The sequence below is a fragment of the Marinobacterium sp. BA1 genome (assembly GCF_041155135.1).
GTDB classification, from domain to species: domain Bacteria; phylum Pseudomonadota; class Gammaproteobacteria; order Pseudomonadales; family Balneatricaceae; genus Marinobacterium; species Marinobacterium iners.
The window spans coordinates 1777595-1803646 of record NZ_BAAFHC010000001.1; the positions used below are offsets into that span (position 1 = coordinate 1777595).

Here is a 26052-nt window from a genome sequence, read left to right on the forward strand (position 1 = left end):
CGTCTCCAGGAGTCATTAACATGTCGGCCCAGCGCAATCATCTCGACTTTTTTGCCATCAGCATCATGCTGATGCTGTGCACCATCTGGGGCTTTCAGCAGGTGGCGCTCAAGCTGGCGGCAGATGACATCGTACCGACCCTGCAGATCGGCTTGCGCTCGGCCTTTGCGGCCAGTGTTCTGTTCCTGCTGATGCTGCGCAGCGAAGGCCGTAACGTCTTCGCCGACGGTACCGTCAAGGCGGGTATCCTGGTAGGAACCATGTTTGCCGTCGAGTTCCTGTTTGTCGGGCTGGGGCTGGAGTACACCAGCGCGTCACACATGGTCGTGTTTCTCTATACCTCACCCATCTTTACCGCGCTGGGGATGCACTTCGTCCATGCTGACGAACGTCTGAGCCGCATTCAGTGGAGCGGTATTGGTCTCGCTTTTCTGGGCGTCTGCATCGCATTTCTGGGGCCGGGCAACACCGGACAGCAAACCACCCTGTTGGGGGACTTCTATGCCCTGCTGGCCGGTGCCGTCTGGGGCTTCACCACCGTTGCCATTCGCCGTTCAAAACTGTCGGAGGCACCTGCCGTCAAGACGCTGTTTTACCAGATGGCTGCCGCCTCGATCCTGCTGATCGGCATGGCGTTTGCGTTGGGCCGCGGCGAGATGAACTGGACCACCGAAACCAGTATCAACATGGCTTTTCAAGCCGTGGTGATCGCGTTTGCCAGTTATCTGACCTGGTTCTGGCTGTTGCGCCGCTATCTCGCATCACGCATGGCCACGTTCACTTTCATTACGCCACTGATCGGCGTGCTGTTCGGGGTGCTCATTCTGGGCGAGACCCTGAGTGTACAGTTCATCAGCGGCGGCCTACTGGTACTGACCGGCATATTTCTGGTCAGTGCCAAGGACCTGCTCAACCGACGCAAGGCACGCCTGGTAAGAGAAGCCCTTGACTCATGAGCCTACAGCGGCGGGGGGGGCCGTGATCAAAGACTTATGGCTTGCTGAACGTTCTGATCAGTGCCGTTCGGTCCCTGCTGTCCACCGGACAGTTGGCGCTCTATCTCTTCCCTGATCATTGCTTCGATCTTCATCCGCACATCAAATGGCAGTTGGGCCAGAGACTCTTCAGTCAGGCCCAGCTCCTTGAGCACCTGGTAGCGAATGCGTTCAGCGGGTGACATCTGCAGCAGGCGCATCAGCTCATCGTGCGCATCCTGCTCTGCCGTTTGCTCCATACGCATGTTATTTTCTGCAGCCTGATCTCGCTCAAGCTGCTCTCGGCTTTGAGCAGCCGTTCTGGCGGCCTCTTCCTGCAGCAGCACGGCAAAATCCACCTCTCCTTTTTCACTCGCGGATCGGGTCTGCGTGATCATAGGAGTTGAGTGTGAGTCGATCCTGATCATCCGGGGCTCCTTTATTAGGTGACACCAGACTCAAGCAAGATTCAGGCCATGATCTTTAACTCAATCCTATCAACAACTTGAGCGCCACAAGTGGCAAAGTGCCGCCTGCAAGCAGGTCAGTGCTTGCCGCTGCGGCGACGCCTTATGCAATCATGAACTCATCAAAGAATGCACTCAACTCTGCATGCGCATCAAGCGGCAGGATAGTGGCAATATGCTGGTCCGGCCGAACCACAACCATGCAGCCGCTGTCGCGATCGATACCACGCTGCTCGAAAACATCGTGGTTGGCATCGGTCTGAAACACCTTCTCATAGTCCCTCAGCCCATATTTGCCCTTGGCAGGCCAAAGATAGTTCGGCAGCGTTTCTATGGCGAGATCCTGCTGCTGGAACACGGCGTAGACATCGATCACCGAGTCAATATCCGCATCGGCAGGCGTATATTTTTTGACCGGTGATGATTCAGCGTTTTCGAGAAACTGTACCAGCTTGCCAGTCTCAGAAGCGGTATCTCGCGGATCCTGCCTGTTGCCGAACACGAATACGCGCCAACGACCGTCCGCCTTGTTCAGATGGCCAAGGTGGACAGGACAGCCATCGGCGACACGAACCGCTTCGGCTGAATGGAAACGCTGACCAATCGGGAAGCCCGTTGCCAGCCCCTGATGCTCATGACCGGTAGACAGATAGGATTCATCGTAACCAATGGATGTCCCTGCGATAAAGCCGTTCTGTCTGGCGATGAACTTCTCGATATCCGCCGTGCTGGTCTTCCTGGCCTGTCCATCTGCCTTATCTGCACTTGGGCGCGTGGCCACCAGGGCGGACATTTCACGATCGGCATTGATAAGCATCTGCGCCACCTTGCGGCGCTCCGTAACATAGGTCTGTAACAGCTTGGGATCAGACTTGCCCTGCAGCACTGCGGCCAGTTTCCAGCCCAGATTGAACGTATCAGGCAGCGAGGTATTCAGGCCCCAGCCACCCTTGGGGCTGTGCGTATGACAGGCATCACCGGCCACAAAGGCACGCGGAATGAGACCGTCAGGGTTGCCCACCGGGTTGTTGTCGAATCGTTCGGCAACACGCTGCCCCACTTCGTAGATTGACCACCAGCCTACTTCCTTCACATCAAACGAATATGGCTGCAGGATCAACTGAGCCCTGGCGATGAGGTCATCAGCCGTTAACTCGAGCTGTGATGCCCTTTGATTATTCTCCAGCAGCCCCAGCTCCACATACAGTCGGACCAGATAGCCACCCTCTCGGGGAACGATCATCACTGCGCCGTTTTCCTTGGACTGGATAAAGGTTTTGACGCGGATATCGGGAAAGTCGGTGACCGGCAGAACGTCCATGACGCCCCATGCCTTGTTGGCAGAATCACCCTGCAACTCAATGCCCAGACTCTTGCGCACCGCACTGCGCGCACCGTCAGTACCGACCACATAACGCGCCTTGACCGTTTCAACTTTGGCCGACTGCTCGGCATCAACACGCTCAAAGGTCGCCGTGATCGGGTGTGCATTCAGGTCCTGGGTAAGACTTTCATCCACCTCCAGTTCAAGAAGGCGGCGGCTGTAGTGTGGCACCAAATGTGTAACCGATTGCGCCATGCCTTCCAGCAGCAGTTCATGCAACCGCGCCTGGTTCACAACACCGTGAACGAACTCAGACAGACCGAGGCGCGCATCCGGCACCTTGTGGGTGCGCTTGATGTTTTCGGGATGATCGGTATCTGGCTCCCAAAACGCATTCTGACGCAGCTGGTAGCACTCTTTTACCAGCATCTCGCTGCTGTTGAAGGCTTCCATGATCTCCATGGTACGGCAGGAAATGCCATCGGCCTGGCCAAACAGCATGGGGCCGGACTTTTGCTCAACGATGCAGGTCTTGATATCGGCAAACTCGGACAGCTGACGTGCCAGTGCGAGCCCTGCGGGGCCACAACCGACAATCAGGACATCCACTTCCTTCGGCAGGTCCACAATGGGCGGCGGGGCAACCGGCTCACGCGCAGCATCAGGAATTTGGTAGTTGCCGGGTTTGAAACCGTTTAGATGATATTGCATTACGCGATCCTCTTATCCTTATTCGCAGGGCCAGTATGACTTTAGCCTGTCTTTGCGCTTGTTGGTTGTAAGAAGACTAGAGGATTGGTGCCGCGAGCCTGTCACCTGAAAATGGGGACAAGACGCTCGCTCATCAAGAATGGTGCAGTGTCTCCTCGGATAAAAGAACCGCTTTTTTTGATGATGAATATCACCTATCCTTCGATCCGATTGATAATGGTCATCATTAAAAATCCCGCTGCACAGGAGTGATGCCTTGCCTACCCCAGCAAAGTTTTATTTAGAAGATTTGAGCGTTGGACAGATATTCACCAGCGGTACGGCACAACTTGATGAAAAGGCCATTGTGGAATTTGCCCGCAGCTATGATCCTCAACCTTTCCATCTAGACGCGTCAGCGGCAAAAGACACCCTGTTCGAAGGGCTTGCCGCCAGCGGCTGGCATACCGCATCGACAACCATGCGTCTGCTGGTGGAGGGCGGAATGCCGGTTGCAGGCGGCCTGATCGGTGCCGGCGTCGAGGTCAGCTGGCCAAAACCTACACGCCCTGGTGACACCTTACAGGTGACAAGTGAGATAACCCAGGTCACACCCTCCCGATCACGGCCAGACCGGGGCATTGTCACTGTCCGTTCGGAAACATCCAATCAGGATGGGCATATTGTCCAGATCATGACGTCCAAACTGGTCGTTTTCAGCCGAAGTACCGGCCAGGACGACATGATCCGTGGGTGACGCCTTGAGTCACGCGTCAGACCTCTCGCGCACAGTTCACGTCAACTGCCGGTATCCAGCTCCAGTTTGGCCTTGTCGACCAGTTCTGTCGGCAATTCTTTCTGCACCGAAACGCCGAGTTCCTTGAACTCGGCCGCCTGTTTGATCAAATTGCCTCGACCCGAGTACAGCTGTGCAAACGCACGCTCATAGCTGATGCGAGCGCCATCCAGCTTCTTGCCCACATCCTGCATGCTGGTGAGAAAACTGTTCAGCTTGTTGTAGAACCGTTCGGCCCGGTCAGCCAGCTCAGCGGTATGCTTGCTCTGATCCTCAAAGCGCCACAGCTGCCGCACGATGTTGAGACTGGTCAGCAGCGTGGTTGGTGTCGCCACCAGTACATTCTGCTCCAGTGCCCGCTGATACAGGGTTTCATCAGCCTTCAGCGCCTCTACATAGGCCGACTCCACCGGGATGAACATGATCACGATTTCAGGTGAATTCAATCCCGGCAGACGATCATAACGGCGCTCGGCCAGCTCCTTGATGCGATCGGCAACCGCACGGGCATGCTCACGCAAAGCCTGCTGACGTTCACTGTCCTGTTCAGCATTGACATAACGGGTGTAGGCCGCCAGCGAGGTCTTGGCATCAATGATCAGGTGCTTGTCACCGGGCAGATAGACGATCGCGTCAGGACGCTGGCGTCCATCTTCACCGTTGAAGCTCACCTCACGCCGGTAATCGACGCCGGCCCTGAGGCCCGCGTTATCCAGTACGTTCTCAAGCATCAACTCGCCCCAGTTGCCCTGAACCTTTTTCTGTCCCTGCAAAGCAGTGGTGAGTTTTTCGGCCTGTTCGGTAATCGCACGATTCAGCTGCTGCAGGTTCTGCAACTCGGTACGCAACTGGACACGCTGCTCCGTTTCCCGCAAGTGAATATGCTCTACCTTTTCCCGAAAACCCTTCATCTCGCTTTGGATTGGATTCAGCAGATGGTTAAGGCTCTGCTGACTCATTTCGGTAAACGCCTTGCCCTTGCGCTCCAGAATTTCGCTGGCCAGCTGCTCAAACTCCTTTTTCAGCTGCTCACGACTGGCTTCGAGCTGTTCCATCTGCTGCTGGAAATGGCGTTCCTGCTCTTCACGCCGTGTCTTAAGGGCACTGTGTTCAGATTGCAGCTGCTGCAACTCCTGCTGCAGTGACTGGAGGCGTGATTTCTCTTCCTGCCACCAGCTTGCATATTGCCGTTCGGCCTGCTGACGTTCGTCATGCTGCACCTGCAGCCGGCTCAGCTCGACCTTCAGCCTGAGTTGCTCCTGTTGCTGTTGCTGAGTCTGGTCACGCAGCATGTCACTTTCATCCTGCAGCTGCTCAAGCTGGAGTTGAAGCTGGGCAGCAACCTGTCGCTCGCGTTCAAGCTTCAGCCCGCTGCGCCAGCTGACCAGCGCCCAAACCAGCAGCGCGATGATCAGCGAAGAAACAATGGCAGGAAGCAGATTTTCAACAGGCATAACGGTCTCATCCGTATGGGTTTTCAACATGTTAGCAAAGCCGAGACGGATTCTCTTCACTCCATCTCGCAACGCTTTGCGGTACACTGCAGCTTTTCGTCAGCCCGAGACCCAAGATGCAGCCCGTTATTCTGGCCGGTGGCAGTGGCAGCCGCCTCTGGCCCCTGTCCCGCCAGCATCATCCCAAGCAGTTTTTAAGCCTGGCCGGCCAGCAAAGCCTGCTGCAGCAGTGCCTGCAGCGCGCCGCTCAGATCAGTCAAGTCCCTGCACTGCTGATAGGACGCGAAGAGCATCGCTTTCTGTTGGCCCAACAGCTGCAGGAAACGGGGTTGCAAGGCCGCATTGTGCTGGAACCCGAAGGCCGCAACACGGCGGCCAGCCTTGTACTGGCCGCACTGGATGCTGTTGAGCGGGGTACACCCTGCCAGCTGTTGCTGGCCCTGCCGGCTGACCAACTGATCGACCCAATTGATTCTCTGGTGCAGGCGACTGAAAGCGCCAGACCCGCCGCCGAATCCGGCCAGCTTTGCCTTTTTGGCGTAGTGCCTGATCATCCCGAAACCGGGTATGGGTATATTCTGCCAGACCCTGCAGACCCGGTGCAGGTTGAGCGCTTTATCGAGAAGCCAGATGCAGCACAGGCGGCTGATCTCATTGAACGAGGAGCCTTCTGGAATGCTGGGGTGTTACTCACTCGGGCGGACACATTACTGGCAACTCTAAAGCCTCTGCAGCCGGATCTTATTGCAGCCTGCAAGCATGCCTGGCAACAGCGCACGACCGATCTGGACTTCACCCGGGTGGGTGGCGAGCCCTTTCTGACCTGCCCGGACATCTCTATCGATCATGCGCTGCTGGAAAATGCTTCCAGCTGCCACGTTACCGCACTGCAGGCCCACTGGCAGGATCTGGGCAGCTGGGCAGCCCTCGAACAACAGTTGCCCGCCACACCCGATGGTTGCCGCATCCAGGGCAAGGTGACACGTTTACACTGCCACAACACGCTGTTCATGGGTGGGGAGCGATTGATTGCAGCTCTGGGGCTGAGCAACCTGTTGGTGGTGGATACCCCGGATGCCTTGCTGTTGGCCGACAAGAACTACGCCAACGAGATGAGGCAACTGGTAGCCGAGCTGCAGCAACAGGGCCGATCCGAGCTGATCAACCATCCCCGGGTCCACCGCCCCTGGGGCTTTTACGAGCATCTTCTTGACGGTCCCGGCTTTCGCGTCAAGCTGATCAGCGTCAACCCCAGTGCTGCCCTGTCTCTGCAACGCCACCGGTATCGTGCCGAGCACTGGGTCGTTCTAAGCGGCCATGCCAGCATCTCGCGGGATGCTGAACATATTGAGCTGGGTGCCAACCAATCCATCGCCATTGCGCAGGGACAGCTGCACCGGCTCTCCAACAATGGCATGGAACCCCTGTTGATTCTTGAAGTCCAGTCAGGTGATGTACTGGATGAAGCCGATATTGAACGGCTGGATGATCGCTACGGCCGTGGGTGACATGGGTACCGAATAATCCGTATGCAAGCACGCTACGTAAGCTGAATCAGGAGGCCCCTTGATGATACAACCCAAACACCTGCTGATTCTGATGTTGTTACCGTTGCTGACGGCCTGTGCCAACAACGACTGGCGTACCGCCAGCCGTGCCAGTGCCGGCATCGCTCCCGACCCAAGCACAACACCCGAGCCCGTGATACAGGTCTATGCCGCAGACGCCTGGGGCTGGCGAGGGATCTTCGCTGTGCACACATGGATCGCGCTCAAACCACGCAACGCGGATCAGTACACCGTCTACGAGGTCGTTGGCTGGCGCGAGCGGCGCGGCTTGCCGGTGCTGCGCATCGAGCAGGACACGCCTGACCGCCACTGGTTTGGCGCCAGGCCTGAGCTAATTCTGGACCGTCGCGGCGAAGGTGTGGATGAACTGATCACCCAGATCGAGAGCACGGCACAAAACTACCCCTGGAAACATGAATACCGGGTATTCCCCGGCCTCAACAGCAATACCTTTCCGGCCTGGGTCGCTCAAAAAGTGCCTGATCTGCAACTGGAACTGCCGTTCAGAGCGATCGGTTCAGGCTGGGCAGACTGACGATCGATTTGGGGGTTGGCGCGACTCTCTGCCAGACTGTGTGACATGACAAGATGTACAACCCACTGACAAGGAGGGGGCATGTCTCATTCATGGCAGGCCATCATGCAAGAGGCTGTTCAGTTCAGACACCAGCTGCATCGCCAGCCGGAGCTGACCTGGCAGGAGCAAAACACCAGCCGAATGATCCGAGAACAGTTGGACAAACTGGGGATTGCCTGGCGCAGCTGTGCAGAATACGGCACGCTTGCCACTCTGGCTGCTGATGCAAGCGGACCTCATATCGCCCTGCGCGGCGACATAGACGCCCTGCCTATCGAAGAGCTTACCGACCTGCCCTACCGATCTGAATCGCCCGGCTGTATGCATGCCTGCGGCCACGACGGCCATACCGCAGCCCTTTGGGCAACAGCAGCCTGGCTGAAGGCTCACGAAACAGACCTTCCGGGCCCCGTTACACTGCTGTTTCAGCCGGCTGAAGAAGGCGGTCATGGCGCCCGCAAAATGATTGAAGAGGGGGCGCTAAACGGCATTGACCGTATTTACGGCTGGCATAACTGGCCCGCCATCCCCTGGGGACAGGCGGCCTGTCCCGATGGACCGGTCATGTCCGGCAACGGCACCTTTCATATCACCCTGACCGGCAAAGGGGGCCACGCCAGCCAGCCAGAAATCTGTCGCGACCCGGTGCTGGCCGCCGCAGCCGTGACCCTTAACCTGCAGCAGATCGTCAGCCGACGCCTGCCGCCTCAGTCCGCGACCGTGATTAGCGTTGCCTCCATTGAAGCACCCAGTGCACCGACCGTGACACCCGAGACCGCTCGCATTGAGGGCAGCATCCGTTTGGCACAGCCCGAGCTGCGCCCACTGGTGAACGAACTCATCGAGCAGATCACCCAGGACACAGCGCGCACCTACGGTGTCACGGCACAGGTTGAAACCGTGAAGCGATATGAAGCCACCATCAATCATCCTGAAGCGGCCGCAGAATACCGCCGCGCACTTGAGTCCTCTCTTGGGGAAGAGTGGCAGATGCAGAACCTGCCGCTGCCAATCATGGCATCGGAAGACTTCAGCTATTACCTGAACGAAGTGCCGGGGGCGTTCGCACTGATTGGCATGGCACGGGAGGACAACTTCCAGGCCCCCTGCCACAGCCCACATTACCAGTTCAATGACGACCTGCTGCCCAGAGTGGTGGAGGTTTTTGCCCGACTGACAGGAGCGCCTTTGCCGGAAAAGGCCGATTGACTACCTATCCGAGTACCTGGAGCACAACCGGGATGGTGAGCCGTTTGTGGAAGTCGCAATGGCAACAAAAGACCTTGTGGAGCGCGAAGTCAGATACATACTCCTCAAGTTCAGTAGTACAGTCTGCAGGCTCCACAAACTGTTGGAGGCAATAGCCCAATGAGGCTCAAATTTAAAACCCTGGCCTACGAGACCAATGCTATTGAGTCCGTGGTGGACTGCTTTGACGGACAACCAATCAGCAGTATTTGGCCCTTTGCAGAAATTTAGGTAACTCTAATGTATGTACACCGACGATTAACGCCCAATTAAGGTGTGAAGCACGCGACCACGACACTTAATTTGACCACCGTAGACACTAAGCTTAACCCAAACCAAAAATGCCAAGCGTGCTGAATCACTCTTAAATTGTTTGTTAGCACTTAGACTATCGCTGCTTCATAAACGCCACTGCTAAACCAGAAGAAACGAATGTAATACCTGCACCAATATTTAACCCTGACACCAGTTTTGGTTTATTTCTAAACCACTCAGACAATTGAGACGAGAAAATACCCATTAAGCTAAAGCCAACTGCGGTTAATACCGCAAACCAGACTCCATAGCCGATCATTTGAGTCGTCACTGACCCTAGGCTTGGGTTTACAAATTGAGGTACAAAAGCAAGAACAAACATACCTGGCTTCGGGTTAAGCGCGGCTGATAGAAAACCAGTTGAGAAGATAACTTTTAGAGACTGTTTTTTCGCTGGTTCCAATGAGAACAGGTTTCTCGAACGAAGAACTTTCACACCCAACCAAATTAAGTAAGCAGCACCAACGAGTTTTACTACGTAAAACGCAAGTTCAGAGGTTTGAATTAGAAGAGTTAGTCCGAAGGTCGCCGCGACGACATGAAATAAGATCCCCGCTCCAGAAGACATGCCTGACATTACTGCCGCCAGTCGACCTTGACTTAAACCGCGACCGATTGCGAGCAAATTGTCTGGTCCAGGCGAAATAACTAACAATAAACAAGCCAATGTATAAGTAACAAATACCTCTAATGGAAACATAAAACCTCCTTTTTGTATGATTTTGAGTGCTAACGCCGTGCTAAGGGCGCGAATTCAACTCCGAAGTGCGACACCCGCCTATGCAGCCTGAAGGTATTCCTGGAATACAATTTCGGGCTGCCTGAACCCGAGGCATTTGCGAGGCCTCAGGTTTAACTGTTTTTCTGCCTTGCGGACATCCTCGCCGGTGATCATCCGCAGATCCGTACCTTTCGGGATGTATTGGCGTAGCAGGCCGTTAAAGTTCTCGTTCAGCCCTCGCTCCCATGACGAGTACGGGTGGGCAAAATAGAACTCCGCGCCCAGCGCTTTGGTTATAGCCTTGTGCTCTACGAATTCGCTCCCGTTATCCGCCGTAATCGTGTGCACATACGCCGCATAGGGCTTGAGCATATCGATGATGGCATCCCGCACATCACTGGCCCGTTTGGCTGCTACTTTGCGGACCAGATACAACCTGCTTTTGCGCTCAGCCAAGGTAACTAGGGCACCGCTACCATGCTTGCCCAGCACCGTATCAACCTCCCAGTCACCGAAGCGCTCTCGCGTATCCACAATCGACGGGCGCTCATCTATCGAGCGCGGATCAGGGATCACCGAACGCTTGCTGTTGGCGCCTCTACGATACCGTTTATGGCCCTGGCGCAGCGCTTTGTAAAGCTTGCCGCCACGCACCCTGTCCGCCGCCACATGGCGGTAGATCCACTCGTGGCTCACCGGTAGGCCGATGAGCTTGCTGACGCCGCTGATCTGTTCCGGGCTCCACCGCCAGGATAAAGTCAATTCCACATAGCGAACGACCCGTTCCGGCAAGCGGTATTTGGCGGCACCTGTACGCCTCCGCATGGCCTGTTGATGCGCTTTGCCGGGATTGTATGCCTCTCGGCTACTGTTGCGTTTCAACTCCCGATAGACCGTCGAACGATGGACTTTGACTGCTTGGGCAATCGCTGTTGCTGGACTTCCCTGCGCAAGAAGAACCGATATCTGGTATCGTTTCCCCTCGGTCAACTGCTGATAACTCATGGTGATACTTACTTCTACCTTTGGCGAGATGAAGCGTACCACTGTCAGCAGTTGGCTACCTCTCGCCGTTCAACCATGAGTGTCGCACTTATTATCTGAATTCCCGAGCACCTGAAGAGAATGGATAAATCGAGATATCACAGTCATTCTCTTCCGGTGAAAACGAGCATGCGCGTTTTGCAGCTTTGCCGTGCGCGTTATCCTGCAACGGCCAGTCCATAGCTTCCTGATACTGAACGATTTTCCCGCCTGTTACCAGTCGCAAATGAGCACAGGTACGCCACAAAGCGAGCGCGGAGCGCATGTGGCCATCAATACACTGTATGTAATCACAGAAACTCAAATCAGCTTGTCCACAGATCCTGTTGTGCGCTGATCGACCAACTCCTGCGAAGGTCTGCAATGTGCGCGAAGGGGCTACCTAGCGCTTCGGCAAGTGTCCAGGTAGCCAGAACACCAGACGATGACCCTAAGCAGACTTTATACAGCGGTGTTTTGACAGGCAAAGTGAAACGAGCCATCTAGAGATTTTTCAGCTTATCCTGCTCCAACAGCTTGGCGAAGAATTTCTGCACGACAGGCATCAGCGCAAAGCCATCATGGGCGACACCGGGCACTTCTTCCAGTTCAGCCCTAATACCCGCTTGCTCCCAGACCTTGTGCAAATTCAGCAACAAGGTTCTGCGACAACATCCTGCGCCCTCACCTACCTCTTCGGGAAGTCGGTGGCTATCCTCACACCCCACCGCCATCTGCACCCTGATCTGCTCAAGTGCTTTCAGGTCAGACACTTCAAACACGTGGGGCAAACATATCTGGCCGGGGGCATGAATGGACACAGCCTTCAGACGGCGGGGATGCAGGTAGGCAAACCGGTGTGCGAACTGAGCGCCTCCGGAGAAGCCGTAAAGATAGAACTCTCGTTCTGTCCGGTATTCAGTCGCCACTTCTTCGATGATCGATAACAGCACCTGGTCATAGCGATAGCCACGCGGAGACTGCAGCTTGTAACCATCCGGATCGTCATCACAAACCGCGCCACGAGGAAACAGCGGCGCCAACACGACGCAGCCATGCGCTTCGGCAAACTCGATATAGGCATCCCTGAACCCCTCGGCCGTTCGTCCCGAGCCATGCACGGCCACCAACAGAGGGGCGTCCGTTTGCACCTGATTCTGGTGGTTACTCGGCACATAGAGGCAGTATGAAAAACGGGGGTCGGCCCGGCAGGCCGTAAACGGGATACGCCCCCGCTGGTAGCGTCTCTGCAACTCTCTCACACGGCATCCTTCATCCGTTCGGGCACTCCTGGCCTGTTCATAGATCCTCTGGCCAGGCAGTAGGGTTTACCATCGGCACGGATATCCACTTCGGCATCAACGTTAAACACGCTCGCCAGCATCCCTGCCTCAATAACATTTTCTGGAGTCCCCGCTGCCAGCAAGGTCCCCTGTTCCATGACCAGCACGTGATCGGCAAACTGCGCGGCCTGGTTGAGGTCATGCAAGGACATCACCACCGTCAGCTTTTGCTCAAGGTTCAGTTTGGTCAGCAGTTCCAGTACTTCCAGCTGATGCCCCCAGTCGAGGAAGGTTGTGGGCTCGTCGAGCAACAGAATGTTGGCCTGCTGGGCGATCGCCATGGCAATCCAGACCCGTTGCTGCTGCCCCCCGGACAGTTCCTGCACGGGCTTTTCGGCATAACTCTCCACGCCGGTCTGTTCCATCGCCCAGGTAACCACTTCCCGGTCCTCGCGGCTGACGCCGCGCAGAATACCCTGATAGGGAAAGCGCCCGTATTCGACCAGCTCACGCACACGAATACCTTCTGGCGCCACCGGCTTTTGCGGCAACATGGCGACTTCGAACGCCAGCTCCCGGCGAGGCCAGTCTTGCAGTGAACGGCCATGCAATTCAATGCAGCCCCGGGTTGGCCTGAGCAGGCCCGCCAGGCTTTTCAGCAAGGTACTCTTGCCGCAGCCGTTGGGGCCGATCAGGGCCGTCACCTGCTGCATGGGAATCGCTACGCTCAGCTCTTTGATAATGGTGTTGCCGTCATAGCCCAGCTGCACCTGCTCCACGTTCAGGTTCATGTTTCTCCCCCTGTTTTCAAGGCTGCTGCTTCAGCAGATACAGAAAGGCGGGCACACCAATGAGGGCACAGAGCACTCCAACGGGCAGTTCGAAAGGGACCACCAAAGTACGCCCGGCCAGATCCGCCGCCAGTACCAGCAAGGCCCCCAGCAGTGCCGAAATGCCCAACTGGTGTGACAGGCTTCCCGGTACCAGTGCACGCGCCATGTGCGGCACCACTAGCCCAACGAAGCCGATCGGGCCAGCCACAGCCACGGCGCTTGCGGCCAGCAGCGTCGCCACCAGTAACACCAGCAGGCGCCAGCGCCCCAGATCAAGCCCCAGACCCAGCACCTGTTCATCGTTCAGACGCAACAGGCCCAGTGGTTTCAAAATCAATGCGGTCCCGATCAGGCCCAGCAGCGTCCATGGCAAAATCACCCATAAATAGTGCCAGTCGCGGCCATGCAGACTGCCGGCCAGCCAGGCCACCAGGGTTTCGGTATGAGCCTGTCCCCAAAGCGCCAACACCCCGGTCATCAGGGCGTTGAGAACCGCCGCACAGACAACTCCGGTCAGGATCAGCCTCAGTGGCGTCAATCGCGCCGCCCCGCTGAGCAGATACGCCCCTGCCGCGGCCAGCACGCCGCCGGCCAGAGCCACCAAAGGCAACCAAGTCAACAGCTGCTCGCCCTGCCAATAGAGACTCGCCCCGGCCGGCAGCATCGCGGCCCCCACCACCAGAGCCACCGCCGCCAGGCTGGCACCGGCGGAGATGCCCAGAATCCCGGGGTCTGCCAGAGGGTTGCGGCTTAGCGTCTGTAACAAACACCCCGAAAGCGCGAAATGTATCCCGACAACGGCAGCCAGCAGGGCCCGGGGCAAACGCAATTCCCAGACCACTCGCATGCCATGCTCACTGCCGCTGCCGACCAGCGCCTCGAAAACCTGCTCGACACTGAGCGAAGACGCACCCAGGCAGAGGCTCAGCAGCAGGCCCAGCCCAATGGCCGGGGGCAACAGCCCCCAACAGGTTGCAGGCGAAATCACAATTCTGCTCATGCCACCCTCCTGAGCCCCTTGTGCATCAATAGGATCAGCCAGGGGCCGCCCAGAAGCGCCGTGACGACACCCAGTGGTATTTCCTGGGCGGTCGCCGACAAGCGCGCCAGCACATCAGCCGAGAGCAACAGTACCCCGCCCAGCACGGCATTCAACGGCAACCAGGCCGCTGATTGCTCCGACAGCAGTCGTCGCGTGATATGGGGCACAACCAATCCAATGAACCCGACCGGCCCGGCAACGGTTACCGCCCCGGCCGTCATGACCACCGCCAACAGCATGAACACCAGCCGCCAGCGAGACACGGAAATGCCCAGACTGCGCCCTATCGCATCATCCAGCAGTAACACCCTGAACCGCTGAACCAGAAGTACTGCCAGCAGCAGCGGTAGAACCGTCCAGGCGAAAACCTCTGCCAGCTGCGACCAGCCTCGGCCACTAAGACCTCCCGCCAGCCAGAAAAACAGCTCACCCGCCTCAGCCCCCGAGAACACCAACAATCCGGTCATCACGGCGACACACACCGAGCTCATGGCGACACCGGCCAACACCACACGGACAGGCATGAGGCCATTTTTCCAGGCAAGCGCAAATGTCAAAGCGCCCACCAACGTACCTCCTGCCACACCGGCCAGTGGGTACCAGGCCGCGTCTACCGAGGCCAGTGTACTCAGGATCACTACCATGCAAGCGGCACCGGCAACGACGCCGGTCAAATCCGGTGCCGCCAGAGGGTTGCGTGTTACGCCCTGCATAAGGCCACCAGCCGTGGCCAGCGCTGCCCCCACCAGCAAGGCCAGCAGAGTACGGGGCAGGCGCAGCTCCCAGAACAGGATCCGCTGCAGCGGCTCGCCCTGGCCCTGGCTCAGCTGCCAGAGATCAAGCGGCGTAAATGGCTGAGCACCGACCATCAAGGACAGCAACACCGTGAGCACGACAATAGCTGCCGTAGCGGCCGCTAGCTTGATATTCACCGGCATGCCTAGTTATAGCGCCGGCTGCGCAGTGACTCGGGCAGTTCCGGCATGGCAAATTGATCGGGATAAAGCCTGTACGCCATCTCCTGCAGCACCAGCGAGCGGGCAATAGGCCCGGCGGCCTCCTTCCAGTGCTGCCCCACTTCGTACACACGTCCCTGACGTACCGCTTTCAGGTAGGGCCAGATCGGGTTGCGGGTAAAGGCGCGCTCCTTGTTGGAAGCAAATAGGAAAATCACATCTGGATCCCGCTGCAACAGGTCTTCCAGGCGCATGCGGTAACCCAGCGGCAGTCCCTGCTCGGGATTGGCCAAGGCTCCCCCAACGTTGTCCACATTGAGCCAGTTGAGCAGCTCAGACGTCAGAAAGTGATCGTAGTAGATGAAGGGCACCTCGCCCCCCGTCACCAGCAGGGCGGCTGACAGCCCGCCGGGCGCTTGCGCACGGTATGTTTCCAGCTGCTGTTGAAACTGGCGGTTAATCTGTTCAGCATCCTCTGCCCTGCCCAACAGCTCACCGGCAATGGATACTGCTCGGATGCTATCATTCAGGGTCACGAGGTTAAGTGCGGCATAGGGCGCAATCTCGGCAAAACGGCTGGCATCTTTTTCCGTATAGCGACGGATGGCCAACACCAGATCCGGGGCGACTTCAGACAGCAATTCCATATTGACCTGTGAACGGCTGCCGATGACGGGTACGCCCGCAAGCCGGTCACCAAGGTAATCTGGCTGGGCAAAAGGACCAAAGCGGGTAATCGCGGCCGGTTTCATGCCCAACGCCAACAGCAGATCAGTGCCGAAAGTAGAAATGCTGACCACCCGCTCGGCAGATGTGGGCAGCTGTACCGGCTCACCGCGGTCATCCTTGACCGTAACGGCAGATACAACAAGCGGAACAGTCACCAAACATAGCAGGAGCGTGCGAAGCACCATTCTAGCCATCAATAAAACCTAATCAGAATCATTCACATTAAAGCGGCGCATTATGGCATAATTGGCGCCAAAATCGACCTCTTTTTCGACAGGTATGCCAACGCTACCAGAGAACGGACAAGGTTCTATCAGCACAGACAAGGACAGGTATGAGCAACAAAAGCAAACCGCTTTCCGACCAGGCCACCCAGCTATTGGTCAGCAAAATCAAGCAAGCCATAGGGTCAGGCCTTTATCGTCCGGGCGAGTGGCTCAAACAGATCGACCTGGAAGCGACCTACAGCGTCAACCGTTTTACCGTACGCTCTGCGCTGAGCGAGCTGCACGGCAGTGGCTTCCTGCAGCATGTGCCCTACAAGGGCTACAGGGTCATCGAGCACTCCCTACAGGAACGCATGGCCATTACCGAAGCGCGCGAACTGGTCGAGTGTGCGGTCGCCGCCGGGGTGATGCTCAATATGGACGAAGCCGGTCTGAAGGAGCTTGAGTCGCTTGCCCTGATGTTCAGAGAAGCTGTCCAGCAGCAAGACTTGGCACGCATGATGGAGCTTAACTTCGCTTTCCATCGCTGCTTCAATGAATACTGCCGCAACCCTCACCTGTCCCGTATGGTCGATGAGATGCGTGAGCGCGGTGTCGGCAGCGCCGACCGTGGCTGGACCAAACGCAGCACGCAAGAGGCCAGTGCGCAGGACCACCTGGATATGGTCGATGCGCTGAGAGAGAGAAATCTGATTCGCCTGCAGGCGTTAATTCACATCCATCTCAACCGCTGGCGTGAAAGCTATACCGAACTGAACGCCTGATTGCTGCGACTGATTTCCAGCCTGGCCAGCGCCACCCTCACGCAGAGATAGAATACGAAGACCAAGTGATAATTATTATCATTATGTTGTAATGGCGCCAATTTGCTTTTATGATCCCGCCCACATCGTATCGAGTACCCTCAGCAGGACAGGCTTCCCCCTCACTCAAACAGCCTAAACCGCGCCCAACGACTCGATGCTTGTGTCTTAACCAATTCGGGAACGCAGTTTGATGAGCACAAAGAGCACGCCACCAAAACATCCTTTTGCCCGCAAGGCCCTGTACTGCAGCTGCCTGCTGGCCAGCTTCTCTGTAATGGCCCAGGCCGAGACCACTCAGGACACTCTGGTGGTTACCGGTGACTGGCTTGGTAGCGCCAGCGAGGAGGAAATCAGGGTCTACCCCGGTTCACGTAACCTGATTACTGAAGCAGCACTGCATGAGCGCGGTGCACTCAATCTGGAAGACGCCCTGCGCGGCACGCCCGGCCTGCAGGTTCTGGATGAAACCGGTACCGGTATTCTGCCCAATATCGGCGTACGCGGCATGAACCCGTTGCGCAGTGAGCGTGTTCAGTTCCTGGTGGACGGCTACCCCATCGCCATCGGCCCGTACACCAACGTGGGCATCTCCCTGTTTCCTGTCACCTTTCCCAGCATTCAGAGCATCGATGTGGTGCGCGGCGGCGCCGCCGTTCACTACGGCCCCAACAACCTGGGCGGTGTGATCAACCTGCATACCCGTGCCATTCCAAATGAGCTGTCACAGACCATCCGTGAACAGGTGATCATCAGCGAAGAGACCGGAAATCTGCTGAATGACTTCTACTACCGTGTCGGTGGTGCAGTTAATGAGCAGCTGGCCCTGCAACTGCAGGTCAACCTGCAAAACGGTGAAGGCACCCGTGAGAACTCAGACACCGACGTGAGCAACGTGATTCTGGACGCACGCTACACCCCCAACCTTGAGCACGAAATAGCCGCCCAACTGCAGTACTACGATGTCGATGCCAGCCTGCCCGGTGCCCTCAGCCCTGCCGCCTACCAGGATGACCTCACGCAGTCACAGCGTCCACACGATGGCTATGACGCGGACATGTTGCGTGGCACCCTGACCTGGACCTACACACCCAACGATGATGTCGAGTTCCAGTGGCGCAACTTTGCCCACGACGCTGATCGTACCTTCTATTTCGGTCAGCGCCTGGGGACAAGTGATCACTGGGCAGACCCATCCCTGCCGTCCACCCACCTGGCGGACTCGCCACGCCTGTTTACCGTTTACGGCACCGAGCCACGACTGACCTTGCGTCAGGACAACCACACCATCACGCTGGGTGCCCGCTACATTCGCGAGGAAGTCGAGTTTGACGTCAACCGACTGGAGTTCGCGACCGGCAACTACTCCAACGTGCGCGACTGGCATTTTGAGACAGACGCCTGGGCCGCCTATGCCAGCGATACCATCAGCCTGATGAACGGACGCTTGGATGTTACACCGGGTATCCGCTATGAAAACGTTACAACCGACTACAACGACGGCATCTCCGGAACGGTCGACGAAAACAGCGTCAGCAAGTGGCTACCGGGCCTGACCGTCGGTTTCCAGGCCACCAACGACCTCTTTGTCTACACCAACGCCCAGCGCTCGCTGGTTCCGGTACAGACCGCACAGGTCACCAAGCCGGGGGAAGTGGGCAACGAACTGGCCTGGAATTACGAACTGGGCGCTCGCCTGCAGGCAACTACTGACCTGTCTGCCGGTGCTACCCTGTTCCGGATCGAACATGAAGACCTGATCCAGTATGACAAGCCCAGCAACACCTACATCAATCTGGGAGAAGCCCGTTCTCAGGGCATAGAGCTGAGCAGCGACTGGCAGGCCAGTGATCAGCTCAAGCTGGGACTCAGCTACACCTACCTGGATACAGAGCAGCGCAGTGGCGCCAATGTCGGTAATGAACTGCCCAATGCACCTCACCATCACTGGGGTGCCGAAGCGGTCTATCAGCACAACCAGTGGCAAGGCAGCCTGACCGGCACTTACGTCAGCAGCAGCTATAGCGATGCCGCCAATACCGAGGCGGAAACCGCCAATGGCAGCGCCGGCAAACTGCCGAGCTACACGCTGGTCAACGCCCGTGTTGCCCGTGACTTCAACCTGGGTAGCAACAAGCAATTGCAGCTGGCCCTATCGGCCAACAACCTGCTGGATGAGGACTACTACTTCCGTGGCGCCGACGTCAGCCCGGTAGGTCGAGTTCCCGGCCCGGGTCGTGCATTTATCCTAAGTGCTCAACTGGACTTCTAATCAGCAAAACTTCAGCAGTGAGCTGGGTCACTCTTTCTCTTTAGTGACCCAGTTTAGATTTATCCTGAAACAGTACAAAAGATGATCGTTTTATAGTGAACTGAAGATCCCCTGTTTCTCAGAGCACCTATGAGAACCATTCGGATACGCTTCCTCGAACGTCTGCAATGTGCGCTAGCTAGGCCAGCGCGTCAGTCATGCTGGAGTTGGCCCAAAGCTGACGTTAGGCTGACCGTCCTCAACGGCTGAGAATGAGGCAAGCTGATATGGACCAATTAACTGACAGCTATTTGCCAGCCGCTCAAGCCGCCAGCCAAAGCCTGCCTCCCTGATTCAACCCGCTGTTGCGTACCATATTAACAATGATTATCATTTATAAAAAATTGCAGGCTGTGGTTGAATTGCGTCATGCCATCGAAAAGTATCTGCCCAACAGAAGCACTCTACATCGAGCACAACACGTGGTTACGCTGCTGGTTTCGTTCACGTACTCAGTGTGCCTGCCAGGCAGAGGATCTGGCCCAAGATACTTTTTTACGGGTTATTCGGCGTCGTGGGCAGCTTCAAGACCAGCCTTTGCGTGAACCCAGAGCGTTTCTGGCCACAATAGCGCGAGGTCTGCTGACAGACCACTGGAGACGCCGTGAACTGGAGCTGGCCTGGCAGGAAACACTTGCACAGCTACCTGAGGAGTCCATACCATCTCCAGAACTGGGGCTGGTACTATTCGAAACACTGACAGAAATCGATCAAATGCTGGACACCCTCAAACCCAAAGTGCGCCAGGCCTTTCTGCTGGCTCAGCTTGAAGGGTGCACCTGCCGCCAAGTAGCTGAGCAACTTGGCGTTTCCCGTGCTACCGCAGAGCGCTATCTCGCCAAGGCACTTCGACACTGCTATCACCTGCAGTATGAACCATGAAATCACACAAGGACACCGTCCCGGCCCCTATCATTGATGAAGCGATTACATGGCTCATCCGGCTTGAAATGAACGAGGCAACTGAAGATCAGCATACAGAGCTGGAACAGTGGCTGCAGCGCAACCCCCTGCACCGGTTAGCCTGGTCACGCGTCAAGGACCTACATGGGGGCTTCACCACGCTCCAATCCCAGCCCATCGCACATGCTCTCAGAACGCTGGAAAAACAACGCCAAATTTCTCGACAAAGCCGTCGCAGGGCCCTCAAGACACTGTCACTGGCTGGAATGATGTTGGGTAGCGGCTGGCTGACAAAGGAATACACCCCATGGCAGCGCTTGTTATCGGACTTCACGACCGTAACCGGAGAGCAAGCCACCCTGGATTTGCCTGACGGTAGTCACTTAATGCTGAATACAGACAGTGCCGTCAGCACGGACTTGGGTGGACAGCTTCGCACGTTGACCCTGCGACGTGGGGAAATGCTGCTTGCAACGGGCCGGGATTCTGGGCATGAGCAGCCCCGCCCGTTTCGAGTCGAAACATCAGCAGGTCGCATACAGACTCTGAATTCGCGTTTTACCGTACGGCTCGAAGACCAACGCGCCAGAGTCAGCATTCTTGAGGGACACGTCGAACTGCTCAACCGCAAGGGCACCCATCAGCGGGGTCAGAGCGGTGAAAGCATATGGCTGTCGGCAAACGGCATATCACAGGCCGCTACTGGCACAATTCCAGCCGATGCATGGACGAGTGGCGTTATAGCGGGCAAACGCATTCCACTGGGAGAGCTGCTCGATGAACTAAGTCGCTATCGCACCGGTGTTATCGACTATACGCCCAGGCTAGCAGACTTTCCCGTTTCAGGCGTTTTTCAGTTACACAACACCGATGACACTCTGAAATTCCTGGCGAATACCCAACCTATCAAAGTTGAATTCAGGACTCCATTCTGGGTGGTCGTCGACCTTGCCTGACAGCGACAAGCCCCTTTGGGCCTTTGATTACTTATGTCAATTCCCTGGCACTTTCTCTGCCAGAGACTCAACCATCAAAAAATTAAATGCAAATTGAGGGGATTTTAATTCTCATTCGGCTTTTATTCAGCCCCCGCACTCGACAACCCTAATTTGTTAATGAGGATTGAGAATGAACCATCCCCCCTTTCGCGGACAGTCGTGTGTATTGCGCCGCTCCCCCCTTGCCATCGCCCTCCAGGCCGCCACTCTGAGTATCGCGCTTGGCCTTACAGCCGGGGCACAGGTATTCGCGGCGACAGAATCCACCGAGGTGCACCAGTTCACCGTTCCTGCAGGCCCTCTGGACTCTGCCCTGGAGCAGTTTGCTCGCATGGCCGGGGTTAATCTGAGCTATGAAGCAAGTGAGCTGAACAGCAAGACGACTAAAGGCCTGAAAGGCAGTTATGCAACTCAGGAAGCATTGCAGCAACTGCTGAATGGGACCAGTCTGATCGCCGTTCCTGAAAACGGCGGTTACCGTGTCAAAGCCAAACTGAGAGGCGATGAGGTAGTAACGCTTCAGGCCATTGAGGTGACCGGCCGTGCCTCCCAGACTGACTTTGCCGAAACCACCTTCTCAGCCACCAAGACCGAAACCCACATTCTGGATGTTCCTCAGACGGTCAACACTGTGACCAAAGAGGTGATTGAGGAGCAGAGCCTGTTGCTACTCAATGATGTGGCCCCTTTCGTGGCCGGGGTAAACGAGTTCTCGGTATACGATGACCTGACGATTCGCGGCTTTCGCAACTCGGATGACCGACGCGTCAATGGCATGCGTGTTTACAATAACTTCTGGTCCCAGCCCTATATCGCCAACGTTGAACGCGTCGAGGTCATCAAGGGGCCGTCCGCCATGCTGTACGGGCAAGCCAGTCCGGGCGGCGTGATCAATATAGTTACGAAAAAACCGCTTAACGAAAGTCGACATGAGATACGCGGTGATCTGAGCAGCTTTGGTTCAGGCAAAAAACAGGGCCTGGTCGCCCTCGACACAACGGGCCCTGTCAATGAAAGTGGTACATTCCTGTATCGCTTCAACGCTTCAAAATGGGACCATGACTCGTTCCGAACCGAGATCTTCGACAAAGGCTACAGTCTTTCGCCATCCTTGTCGTGGGTTCCCAGCGATGATACCCGCCTCAACCTGGAGTTCAGCTACACCAACCGCAACACCGTACTGGACCGCGGACAGCCGAATCTGGCCGATGCAGACTCGCTGGGCACAATACCGATCGACGTTTCGGTCACTCAGCCTGGTGATGGCCTCGACTACGAGGACCTGACCGCTTCACTGTCCCTGGACCAGGCTTTGTCGGATCAGTGGCGCCTCGCAGCCGCGTTCCAGTACCACAGTTATGACGAGCACCTGACCGAACACCGAGTAGGCAGCAGTCTGCCTTCCGGCAGTGAATACAACGTACGATACGGAGATCGTACAACTGAAGCAGAAACCCTCAGCGGAACCATATATGCGACCGGCCATTTCGATACCGGGCACATCTCCCACAAACTGGTTGTCGGGGGTGATGCATTAACGCAAGAGAATGAATCACGTGACATGGGTGCCAACAACGTCTTCGTGTTTGATGTTCTCAACCCTGAAAATATCAGCCGACCCGTGGAAAGTTACACGCTCACCACCCCCTCATCGAGCCCTTGGGGAGCTGAGAACAAACGTGTTGGCCTGTTCATTCAGGATCAAATGACGTTGGGCGACTGGGATTTGCTGGCTGGCGTACGCTACTCGCACTTCACAACCACCCCGGTCGGAGGAGAGGAAAACTCGGACAGTGATCTGGCATTGCGCCTGGGTACTGTATACCGCCATACCGACAACTTGAGCTTCTATGGCACTTACGCCGAAGGATTCGAGCCGAATTTCGGTTACACAGCGCAAGAAGGCGGTCCCTTCGCTCCAACTACCAGCCGACTCTATGAAGTGGGTGCCAAGCATCAGGCATTTGATGGCGACCTTTTGTTCACAGCGGCACTCTACCACATCATCAATGACGACATTGTTACTTGGGCCAACGTCACCGGAAATTCCGACCTAATGCGTCAACGTGGACAGGAGCAGTCCACAGGACTTGAGCTGGAGATGATTGGCAAGCTTACGGACCGACTATCCATTGTTGCCAATTATGCCTACAACGAGGCCAAGGTCACCAAGGACGAAGTAAAAGAGAACGAAGGCAAAACCAAAGAGGGTGCTCCCAAGCACGCGGCGTCAATCTGGACCAAATACCAGCTGAACCAGGCACTCTCAATGGGTGTCGGTGCCGAATACGTGGGCGAGCGCAAGACCTTCCAGGAAGGCTTCGACCTGCCGTCATACACTCTATACAACGCCGGACTGTTCTACCGCACCAACAGCTGGAATTTGTCTCTGATGGGTAAGAACCTGACCGATGAAGACCACTGGACCGGTGGCTACTACCCTGGCCGAGTCTATCCGGGGAATCCGCTTCAGGTAATATTGTCTGCCAGCTACTCTTTCTAAGTGACCTGATTACAGACCCTGAAGAATGGCTGACTGCCGCCGCACGGGGCAGTCAGCCTGCTAATTCACTCTACTCTATTTTGACAAAAGACACCGGCTCAGACCGGTGCTCTCTGTATTGGGCATCGTTTATGAAAGTTCGAACCTGGTTCCGCATTCACAGCTTTACCGGTGTGATTACCGGCCTGCTGCTATTCATTATCTGCTGGAGCGGAACATTCGCTGTCATCGCACACGAGCTGGACTGGCTTGTAACCCCCGAAACGCGGATAGACGTACCCAAAGCCCCACTGGATTGGGAAGCAGTGGTCAGAAATGTAGAGGATGCATATCCCGACGCCACGCTGCGTTGGCTCATCGCTCCCCTACACCCCCTTTCATCCGCCGAGGTCATAATCGACTTGCCCGAAAAAAAGTCTGTGCGTGTATATGCCGACCCTGCATCAGCCGAACTGCTCGGGGACTACAGCTACTTTAACGTACAAAGGTTTTTTCGCAGTTTTCACAGGAACCTCTTTCTACCCGGCATCGGCATATATGTGGTGTCCGCCTTCGCCGTCAGCATGCTGGTCTCACTGATTGCCGCTCTGATGTTCTACAAGCGCTGGTGGCGCCGGTTCTTTCGCTTGCCAAAGTTACATAGCCGAAGCTTCTGGAGCGAATTGCACAAAACCGGCGGCCTTTGGTCATTGTGGTTTCTTGTTGTTATTGGCATTACGGGCCTGTGGTATCTTGTCGAAGCCGCACGGTACGATTTCATTGATGGCAAAATCAGCTATGCCGGCACTGCTCATTATGCGGTCCACCAACTGCCGGTACCGAACCACCCCAATGGTCTCCCCGCTCAACCACTTACACAACTGATTGAGAAAGCCCGGACAGAGCGCCCCGACCTCGAAATCCGCAGTGTTTACATTGACGGCCCTACCATCGTGATTCAAGGCCAGTCCGACCACCTGTTGGTCAGGGATCGCGCCAACCGGGTACGCCTGGACCGCTACACTGGTGAGGTCCTCTACAACCAAACGCCACACGATTATTCACTCTATTGGCGCTGGACCGATACCGCCGATCCGCTGCATTTCGGTGACTTTGGCGGCCTGTGGAGCAAATCGATCTGGTTCCTGTTTGGCCTGCTGCTGTCGGGACTCATATTGAGCGGTACCTACCTGCATGCTAGGCGCTTAGCCGGTGAAGCCAAAGAACGCCATCGCTGGCCGGGAACCAGTGCCGCAATGGTGGTCTCTGTTTTGGTACTGGCGGCCTCATCTTCCTTTGGCTTCATTGAAGTCAGAGACTACTACGGACTCGTGGTGGAGGGAGCACACCAACTTCCTAATCTGGCACCTGGCGTCAGTGCAGTAATTAACGGTTGGGTAGCTCTGACACTGGGCATTCTGGCTGGGTGGGTATGGATGCTATGGAGATCAACTTCTGCGCTTCAGCGCAGACCTACAGACTGATCAATACTTATCCCCCAACTGAGGAGGATAGAGCGATGAGCGAGCCCCGTGTTACTGTAGAACACCTGAAATCACCCTGGAACAAAAGGAAGTTGCTGGGACAAAAACGCCCACTGAGACTTAAATAGATTTGGGGCATTCGAATCCGTCTTGAGCTTGTAGAAAAGACTCGTGACCTGGCGATGTTTAATCTCGCGATCGATAGCAAACTACGCGGCTGTGACTTGATGAACCTAAAAGTCAAAGACATCAGCCACGGGATATCTATTCAGAGCAGAGCCATCATCGTCCAGAAGAAAACAGGCAAGCCAGTACAGTTCGAGATTACTGAAGAGACCCGAAAATCCCTGCGCGATTGGATCGACAATAAAAGGTTAACAAGCAATGACTTTCTGTTCCCCTGCAGGGTCGTTCCCAACCGCCCTCTGACTACACGGCAACATGCCCGCATCGTTGATCAGTGGGTTACAAGTGTTGGTTTGGATGTCTGTGACTACGGGACACACACGATGAGAAGGACCAAGCCGACTCTGATATACAGACGTACGCATGATCTGAGGGCAGTCCAGCTACTACTCGGTCATTCGAAGTTGGATAGCACTGTCCGATACCTAGGAGTGGAGTTGGAAGACGCCCTTGCTTTGGCTGAGCAAACTGATGTCTGAGGTGCGGGCATGGAGAGGGTCAGTGCTTGCTGGCCCTTTCAGACAGTAGAAGCTGAAGATAAAAGGGAGAGATTAGTTAGTAAAAAAGCGACTCAGCGAATTCACGGTATTTCCTTTATCCGTAAGGATTCTGGCATGGATTGTGCTTCGTAAACGTTAAGATTACTTGCAAGGAGCGC

22 protein-coding genes are annotated in these 26052 nt (G+C 56.2%); 12 read left to right on the forward strand and 10 right to left on the reverse strand.

Going from position 1 to position 26052, the window contains the following annotated elements; translation table 11 throughout:
• Positions 1-20: 20 nt before the first annotated feature.
• A complete protein-coding gene (locus tag ACAM29_RS08600; RefSeq protein ID WP_369623874.1) occupies positions 21-956 on the forward strand; it encodes a DMT family transporter in 936 nt (311 codons plus the stop codon).
• Between the two features lie 26 nt (positions 957-982).
• Here ACAM29_RS08600 and ACAM29_RS08605 read toward each other — a convergent pair whose 3' ends face one another.
• Positions 983-1402, reverse strand: a complete 420-nt coding sequence (locus tag ACAM29_RS08605; RefSeq protein ID WP_369623875.1) for a hypothetical protein — start codon at positions 1400-1402, stop codon at positions 983-985.
• A 142-nt stretch (positions 1403-1544) separates the two neighbouring features.
• Positions 1545-3476 carry an FAD-dependent monooxygenase gene (locus tag ACAM29_RS08610; protein ID WP_369623876.1) on the reverse strand — a complete coding sequence of 644 codons (1932 nt, stop codon included), beginning with the start codon at positions 3474-3476 and terminating at the stop codon, positions 1545-1547.
• 256 nt (positions 3477-3732) lie between these two features.
• On the opposite strand from ACAM29_RS08610, the gene ACAM29_RS08615 reads away from it, so the two are divergent.
• Entirely contained in the window at positions 3733-4212 is a 480-nt protein-coding gene (locus ACAM29_RS08615; protein ID WP_369623877.1) for a MaoC family dehydratase, read from the forward strand.
• Between the two features lie 41 nt (positions 4213-4253).
• Here the strand turns inward: ACAM29_RS08615 and rmuC are convergent, their stop codons facing one another.
• Positions 4254-5705: a DNA recombination protein RmuC gene (gene rmuC / locus ACAM29_RS08620; RefSeq protein WP_091827458.1), complete on the reverse strand. Its 1452-nt coding sequence runs from the start codon at positions 5703-5705 to the stop codon at positions 4254-4256.
• A 116-nt stretch (positions 5706-5821) separates the two neighbouring features.
• On the opposite strand from rmuC, the gene ACAM29_RS08625 reads away from it, so the two are divergent.
• The 3 genes from ACAM29_RS08625 to doeB2 all read left to right on the forward strand — a co-directional run bounded on the left by ACAM29_RS08625 (position 5822) and on the right by doeB2 (position 9059).
• A complete protein-coding gene (locus ACAM29_RS08625; RefSeq protein ID WP_369623878.1) occupies positions 5822-7213 on the forward strand; it encodes a mannose-1-phosphate guanylyltransferase/mannose-6-phosphate isomerase in 1392 nt (463 codons plus the stop codon).
• Positions 7214-7274: 61 nt separating this feature from the next.
• Positions 7275-7808 (forward strand): DUF3750 domain-containing protein, encoded by a 534-nt coding sequence (locus ACAM29_RS08630; protein WP_369623879.1) that lies wholly within the window; start codon positions 7275-7277, stop codon positions 7806-7808.
• 81 nt (positions 7809-7889) lie between these two features.
• Complete coding sequence (gene doeB2 / locus ACAM29_RS08635; protein WP_369623880.1) at positions 7890-9059, forward strand: N(2)-acetyl-L-2,4-diaminobutanoate deacetylase DoeB2; 1170 nt, start codon at positions 7890-7892, stop codon at positions 9057-9059.
• A 427-nt stretch (positions 9060-9486) separates the two neighbouring features.
• Here doeB2 and ACAM29_RS08640 read toward each other — a convergent pair whose 3' ends face one another.
• From ACAM29_RS08640 to ACAM29_RS08670, 7 genes are all read right to left on the reverse strand, one after another.
• A complete protein-coding gene (locus ACAM29_RS08640) occupies positions 9487-10113 on the reverse strand; it encodes a LysE family translocator (RefSeq protein WP_369623881.1) in 627 nt (208 codons plus the stop codon).
• A 78-nt stretch (positions 10114-10191) separates the two neighbouring features.
• Positions 10192-11139: an IS30 family transposase gene (locus tag ACAM29_RS08645; RefSeq protein WP_369622766.1), complete on the reverse strand. Its 948-nt coding sequence runs from the start codon at positions 11137-11139 to the stop codon at positions 10192-10194.
• Between the two features lie 521 nt (positions 11140-11660).
• Entirely contained in the window at positions 11661-12419 is a 759-nt protein-coding gene (locus ACAM29_RS08650; protein ID WP_369623882.1) for a PHB depolymerase family esterase, read from the reverse strand.
• Positions 12416-13231 carry an ABC transporter ATP-binding protein gene (locus ACAM29_RS08655; RefSeq protein WP_369623883.1) on the reverse strand — a complete coding sequence of 272 codons (816 nt, stop codon included), beginning with the start codon at positions 13229-13231 and terminating at the stop codon, positions 12416-12418. The genes ACAM29_RS08650 and ACAM29_RS08655 overlap by 4 nt, the downstream gene beginning before the upstream one ends.
• 16 nt (positions 13232-13247) lie before the next feature.
• A complete protein-coding gene (locus tag ACAM29_RS08660; protein ID WP_369623884.1) occupies positions 13248-14273 on the reverse strand; it encodes a FecCD family ABC transporter permease in 1026 nt (341 codons plus the stop codon).
• Positions 14270-15247, reverse strand: a complete 978-nt coding sequence (locus tag ACAM29_RS08665; protein WP_369623885.1) for a FecCD family ABC transporter permease — start codon at positions 15245-15247, stop codon at positions 14270-14272. Before ACAM29_RS08665 ends, ACAM29_RS08660 begins: the two co-directional genes overlap by 4 nt.
• Before the next feature lie 8 nt (positions 15248-15255).
• The gene (locus ACAM29_RS08670; RefSeq protein WP_369623886.1) at positions 15256-16155 is read right to left on the reverse strand and encodes an ABC transporter substrate-binding protein; all 900 of its coding nucleotides are present in this window, start codon (positions 16153-16155) and stop codon (positions 15256-15258) included.
• A 179-nt stretch (positions 16156-16334) separates the two neighbouring features.
• Here ACAM29_RS08670 and ACAM29_RS08675 point away from each other — a divergent pair, with 179 nt between their 5' ends.
• The 7 genes from ACAM29_RS08675 (at position 16335) to ACAM29_RS08705 (ending at position 25873) form a co-directional block, all read left to right on the forward strand.
• The gene (locus ACAM29_RS08675; RefSeq protein ID WP_369623887.1) at positions 16335-16991 is read left to right on the forward strand and encodes a GntR family transcriptional regulator; all 657 of its coding nucleotides are present in this window, start codon (positions 16335-16337) and stop codon (positions 16989-16991) included.
• A 232-nt stretch (positions 16992-17223) separates the two neighbouring features.
• Positions 17224-19302: a TonB-dependent receptor family protein gene (locus tag ACAM29_RS08680; protein WP_369623888.1), complete on the forward strand. Its 2079-nt coding sequence runs from the start codon at positions 17224-17226 to the stop codon at positions 19300-19302.
• A gap of 408 nt (positions 19303-19710) precedes the next feature.
• Positions 19711-20223, forward strand: coding sequence for a sigma-70 family RNA polymerase sigma factor (locus ACAM29_RS08685; protein WP_091827442.1), 513 nt, complete (start codon positions 19711-19713; stop codon positions 20221-20223).
• Positions 20220-21200, forward strand: a complete 981-nt coding sequence (locus tag ACAM29_RS08690) for a FecR domain-containing protein (RefSeq protein ID WP_369623889.1) — start codon at positions 20220-20222, stop codon at positions 21198-21200. Before ACAM29_RS08685 ends, ACAM29_RS08690 begins: the two co-directional genes overlap by 4 nt.
• A 172-nt stretch (positions 21201-21372) precedes the next feature.
• Positions 21373-23745 (forward strand): TonB-dependent siderophore receptor, encoded by a 2373-nt coding sequence (locus tag ACAM29_RS08695; RefSeq protein WP_369623890.1) that lies wholly within the window; start codon positions 21373-21375, stop codon positions 23743-23745.
• Positions 23746-23876: 131 nt separating this feature from the next.
• Positions 23877-25208 carry a PepSY-associated TM helix domain-containing protein gene (locus ACAM29_RS08700; protein WP_369623891.1) on the forward strand — a complete coding sequence of 444 codons (1332 nt, stop codon included), beginning with the start codon at positions 23877-23879 and terminating at the stop codon, positions 25206-25208.
• Positions 25209-25384: 176 nt separating this feature from the next.
• On the forward strand, positions 25385-25873 hold the full coding sequence (locus ACAM29_RS08705; RefSeq protein ID WP_369625133.1) for a tyrosine-type recombinase/integrase: 489 nt from the start codon (positions 25385-25387) through the stop codon (positions 25871-25873).
• Positions 25874-26052 lie beyond the last annotated feature (179 nt).

Bases quoted from the DNA above. Each gene is read 5' to 3' on its own strand.
- ACAM29_RS08700 (WP_369623891.1), top strand. From the start codon at position 23,877: ATGAAAGTTCGAACCTGGTTCCGCATTCACAGCTTTACCGGTGTGATT.
- ACAM29_RS08645 (WP_369622766.1), bottom strand. From the start codon at position 11,139: ATGAGTTATCAGCAGTTGACCGAGGGGAAACGATACCAGATATCGGTT.
- ACAM29_RS08600 (WP_369623874.1), top strand. From the start codon at position 21: ATGTCGGCCCAGCGCAATCATCTCGACTTTTTTGCCATCAGCATCATG.
- ACAM29_RS08625 (WP_369623878.1), top strand. From the start codon at position 5,822: ATGCAGCCCGTTATTCTGGCCGGTGGCAGTGGCAGCCGCCTCTGGCCC.
- ACAM29_RS08630 (WP_369623879.1), top strand. From the start codon at position 7,275: ATGATACAACCCAAACACCTGCTGATTCTGATGTTGTTACCGTTGCTG.
- ACAM29_RS08640 (WP_369623881.1), bottom strand. From the start codon at position 10,113: ATGTTTCCATTAGAGGTATTTGTTACTTATACATTGGCTTGTTTATTG.
- ACAM29_RS08685 (WP_091827442.1), top strand. From the start codon at position 19,711: ATGCCATCGAAAAGTATCTGCCCAACAGAAGCACTCTACATCGAGCAC.
- ACAM29_RS08690 (WP_369623889.1), top strand. From the start codon at position 20,220: ATGAAATCACACAAGGACACCGTCCCGGCCCCTATCATTGATGAAGCG.
- ACAM29_RS08680 (WP_369623888.1), top strand. From the start codon at position 17,224: ATGAGCACAAAGAGCACGCCACCAAAACATCCTTTTGCCCGCAAGGCC.
- ACAM29_RS08605 (WP_369623875.1), bottom strand. From the start codon at position 1,402: ATGATCAGGATCGACTCACACTCAACTCCTATGATCACGCAGACCCGA.
- ACAM29_RS08695 (WP_369623890.1), top strand. From the start codon at position 21,373: ATGAACCATCCCCCCTTTCGCGGACAGTCGTGTGTATTGCGCCGCTCC.
- ACAM29_RS08660 (WP_369623884.1), bottom strand. From the start codon at position 14,273: ATGAGCAGAATTGTGATTTCGCCTGCAACCTGTTGGGGGCTGTTGCCC.
- doeB2 (WP_369623880.1), top strand. From the start codon at position 7,890: ATGTCTCATTCATGGCAGGCCATCATGCAAGAGGCTGTTCAGTTCAGA.
- ACAM29_RS08675 (WP_369623887.1), top strand. From the start codon at position 16,335: ATGAGCAACAAAAGCAAACCGCTTTCCGACCAGGCCACCCAGCTATTG.
- ACAM29_RS08655 (WP_369623883.1), bottom strand. From the start codon at position 13,231: ATGAACCTGAACGTGGAGCAGGTGCAGCTGGGCTATGACGGCAACACC.
- ACAM29_RS08610 (WP_369623876.1), bottom strand. From the start codon at position 3,476: ATGCAATATCATCTAAACGGTTTCAAACCCGGCAACTACCAAATTCCT.
- rmuC (WP_091827458.1), bottom strand. From the start codon at position 5,705: ATGCCTGTTGAAAATCTGCTTCCTGCCATTGTTTCTTCGCTGATCATC.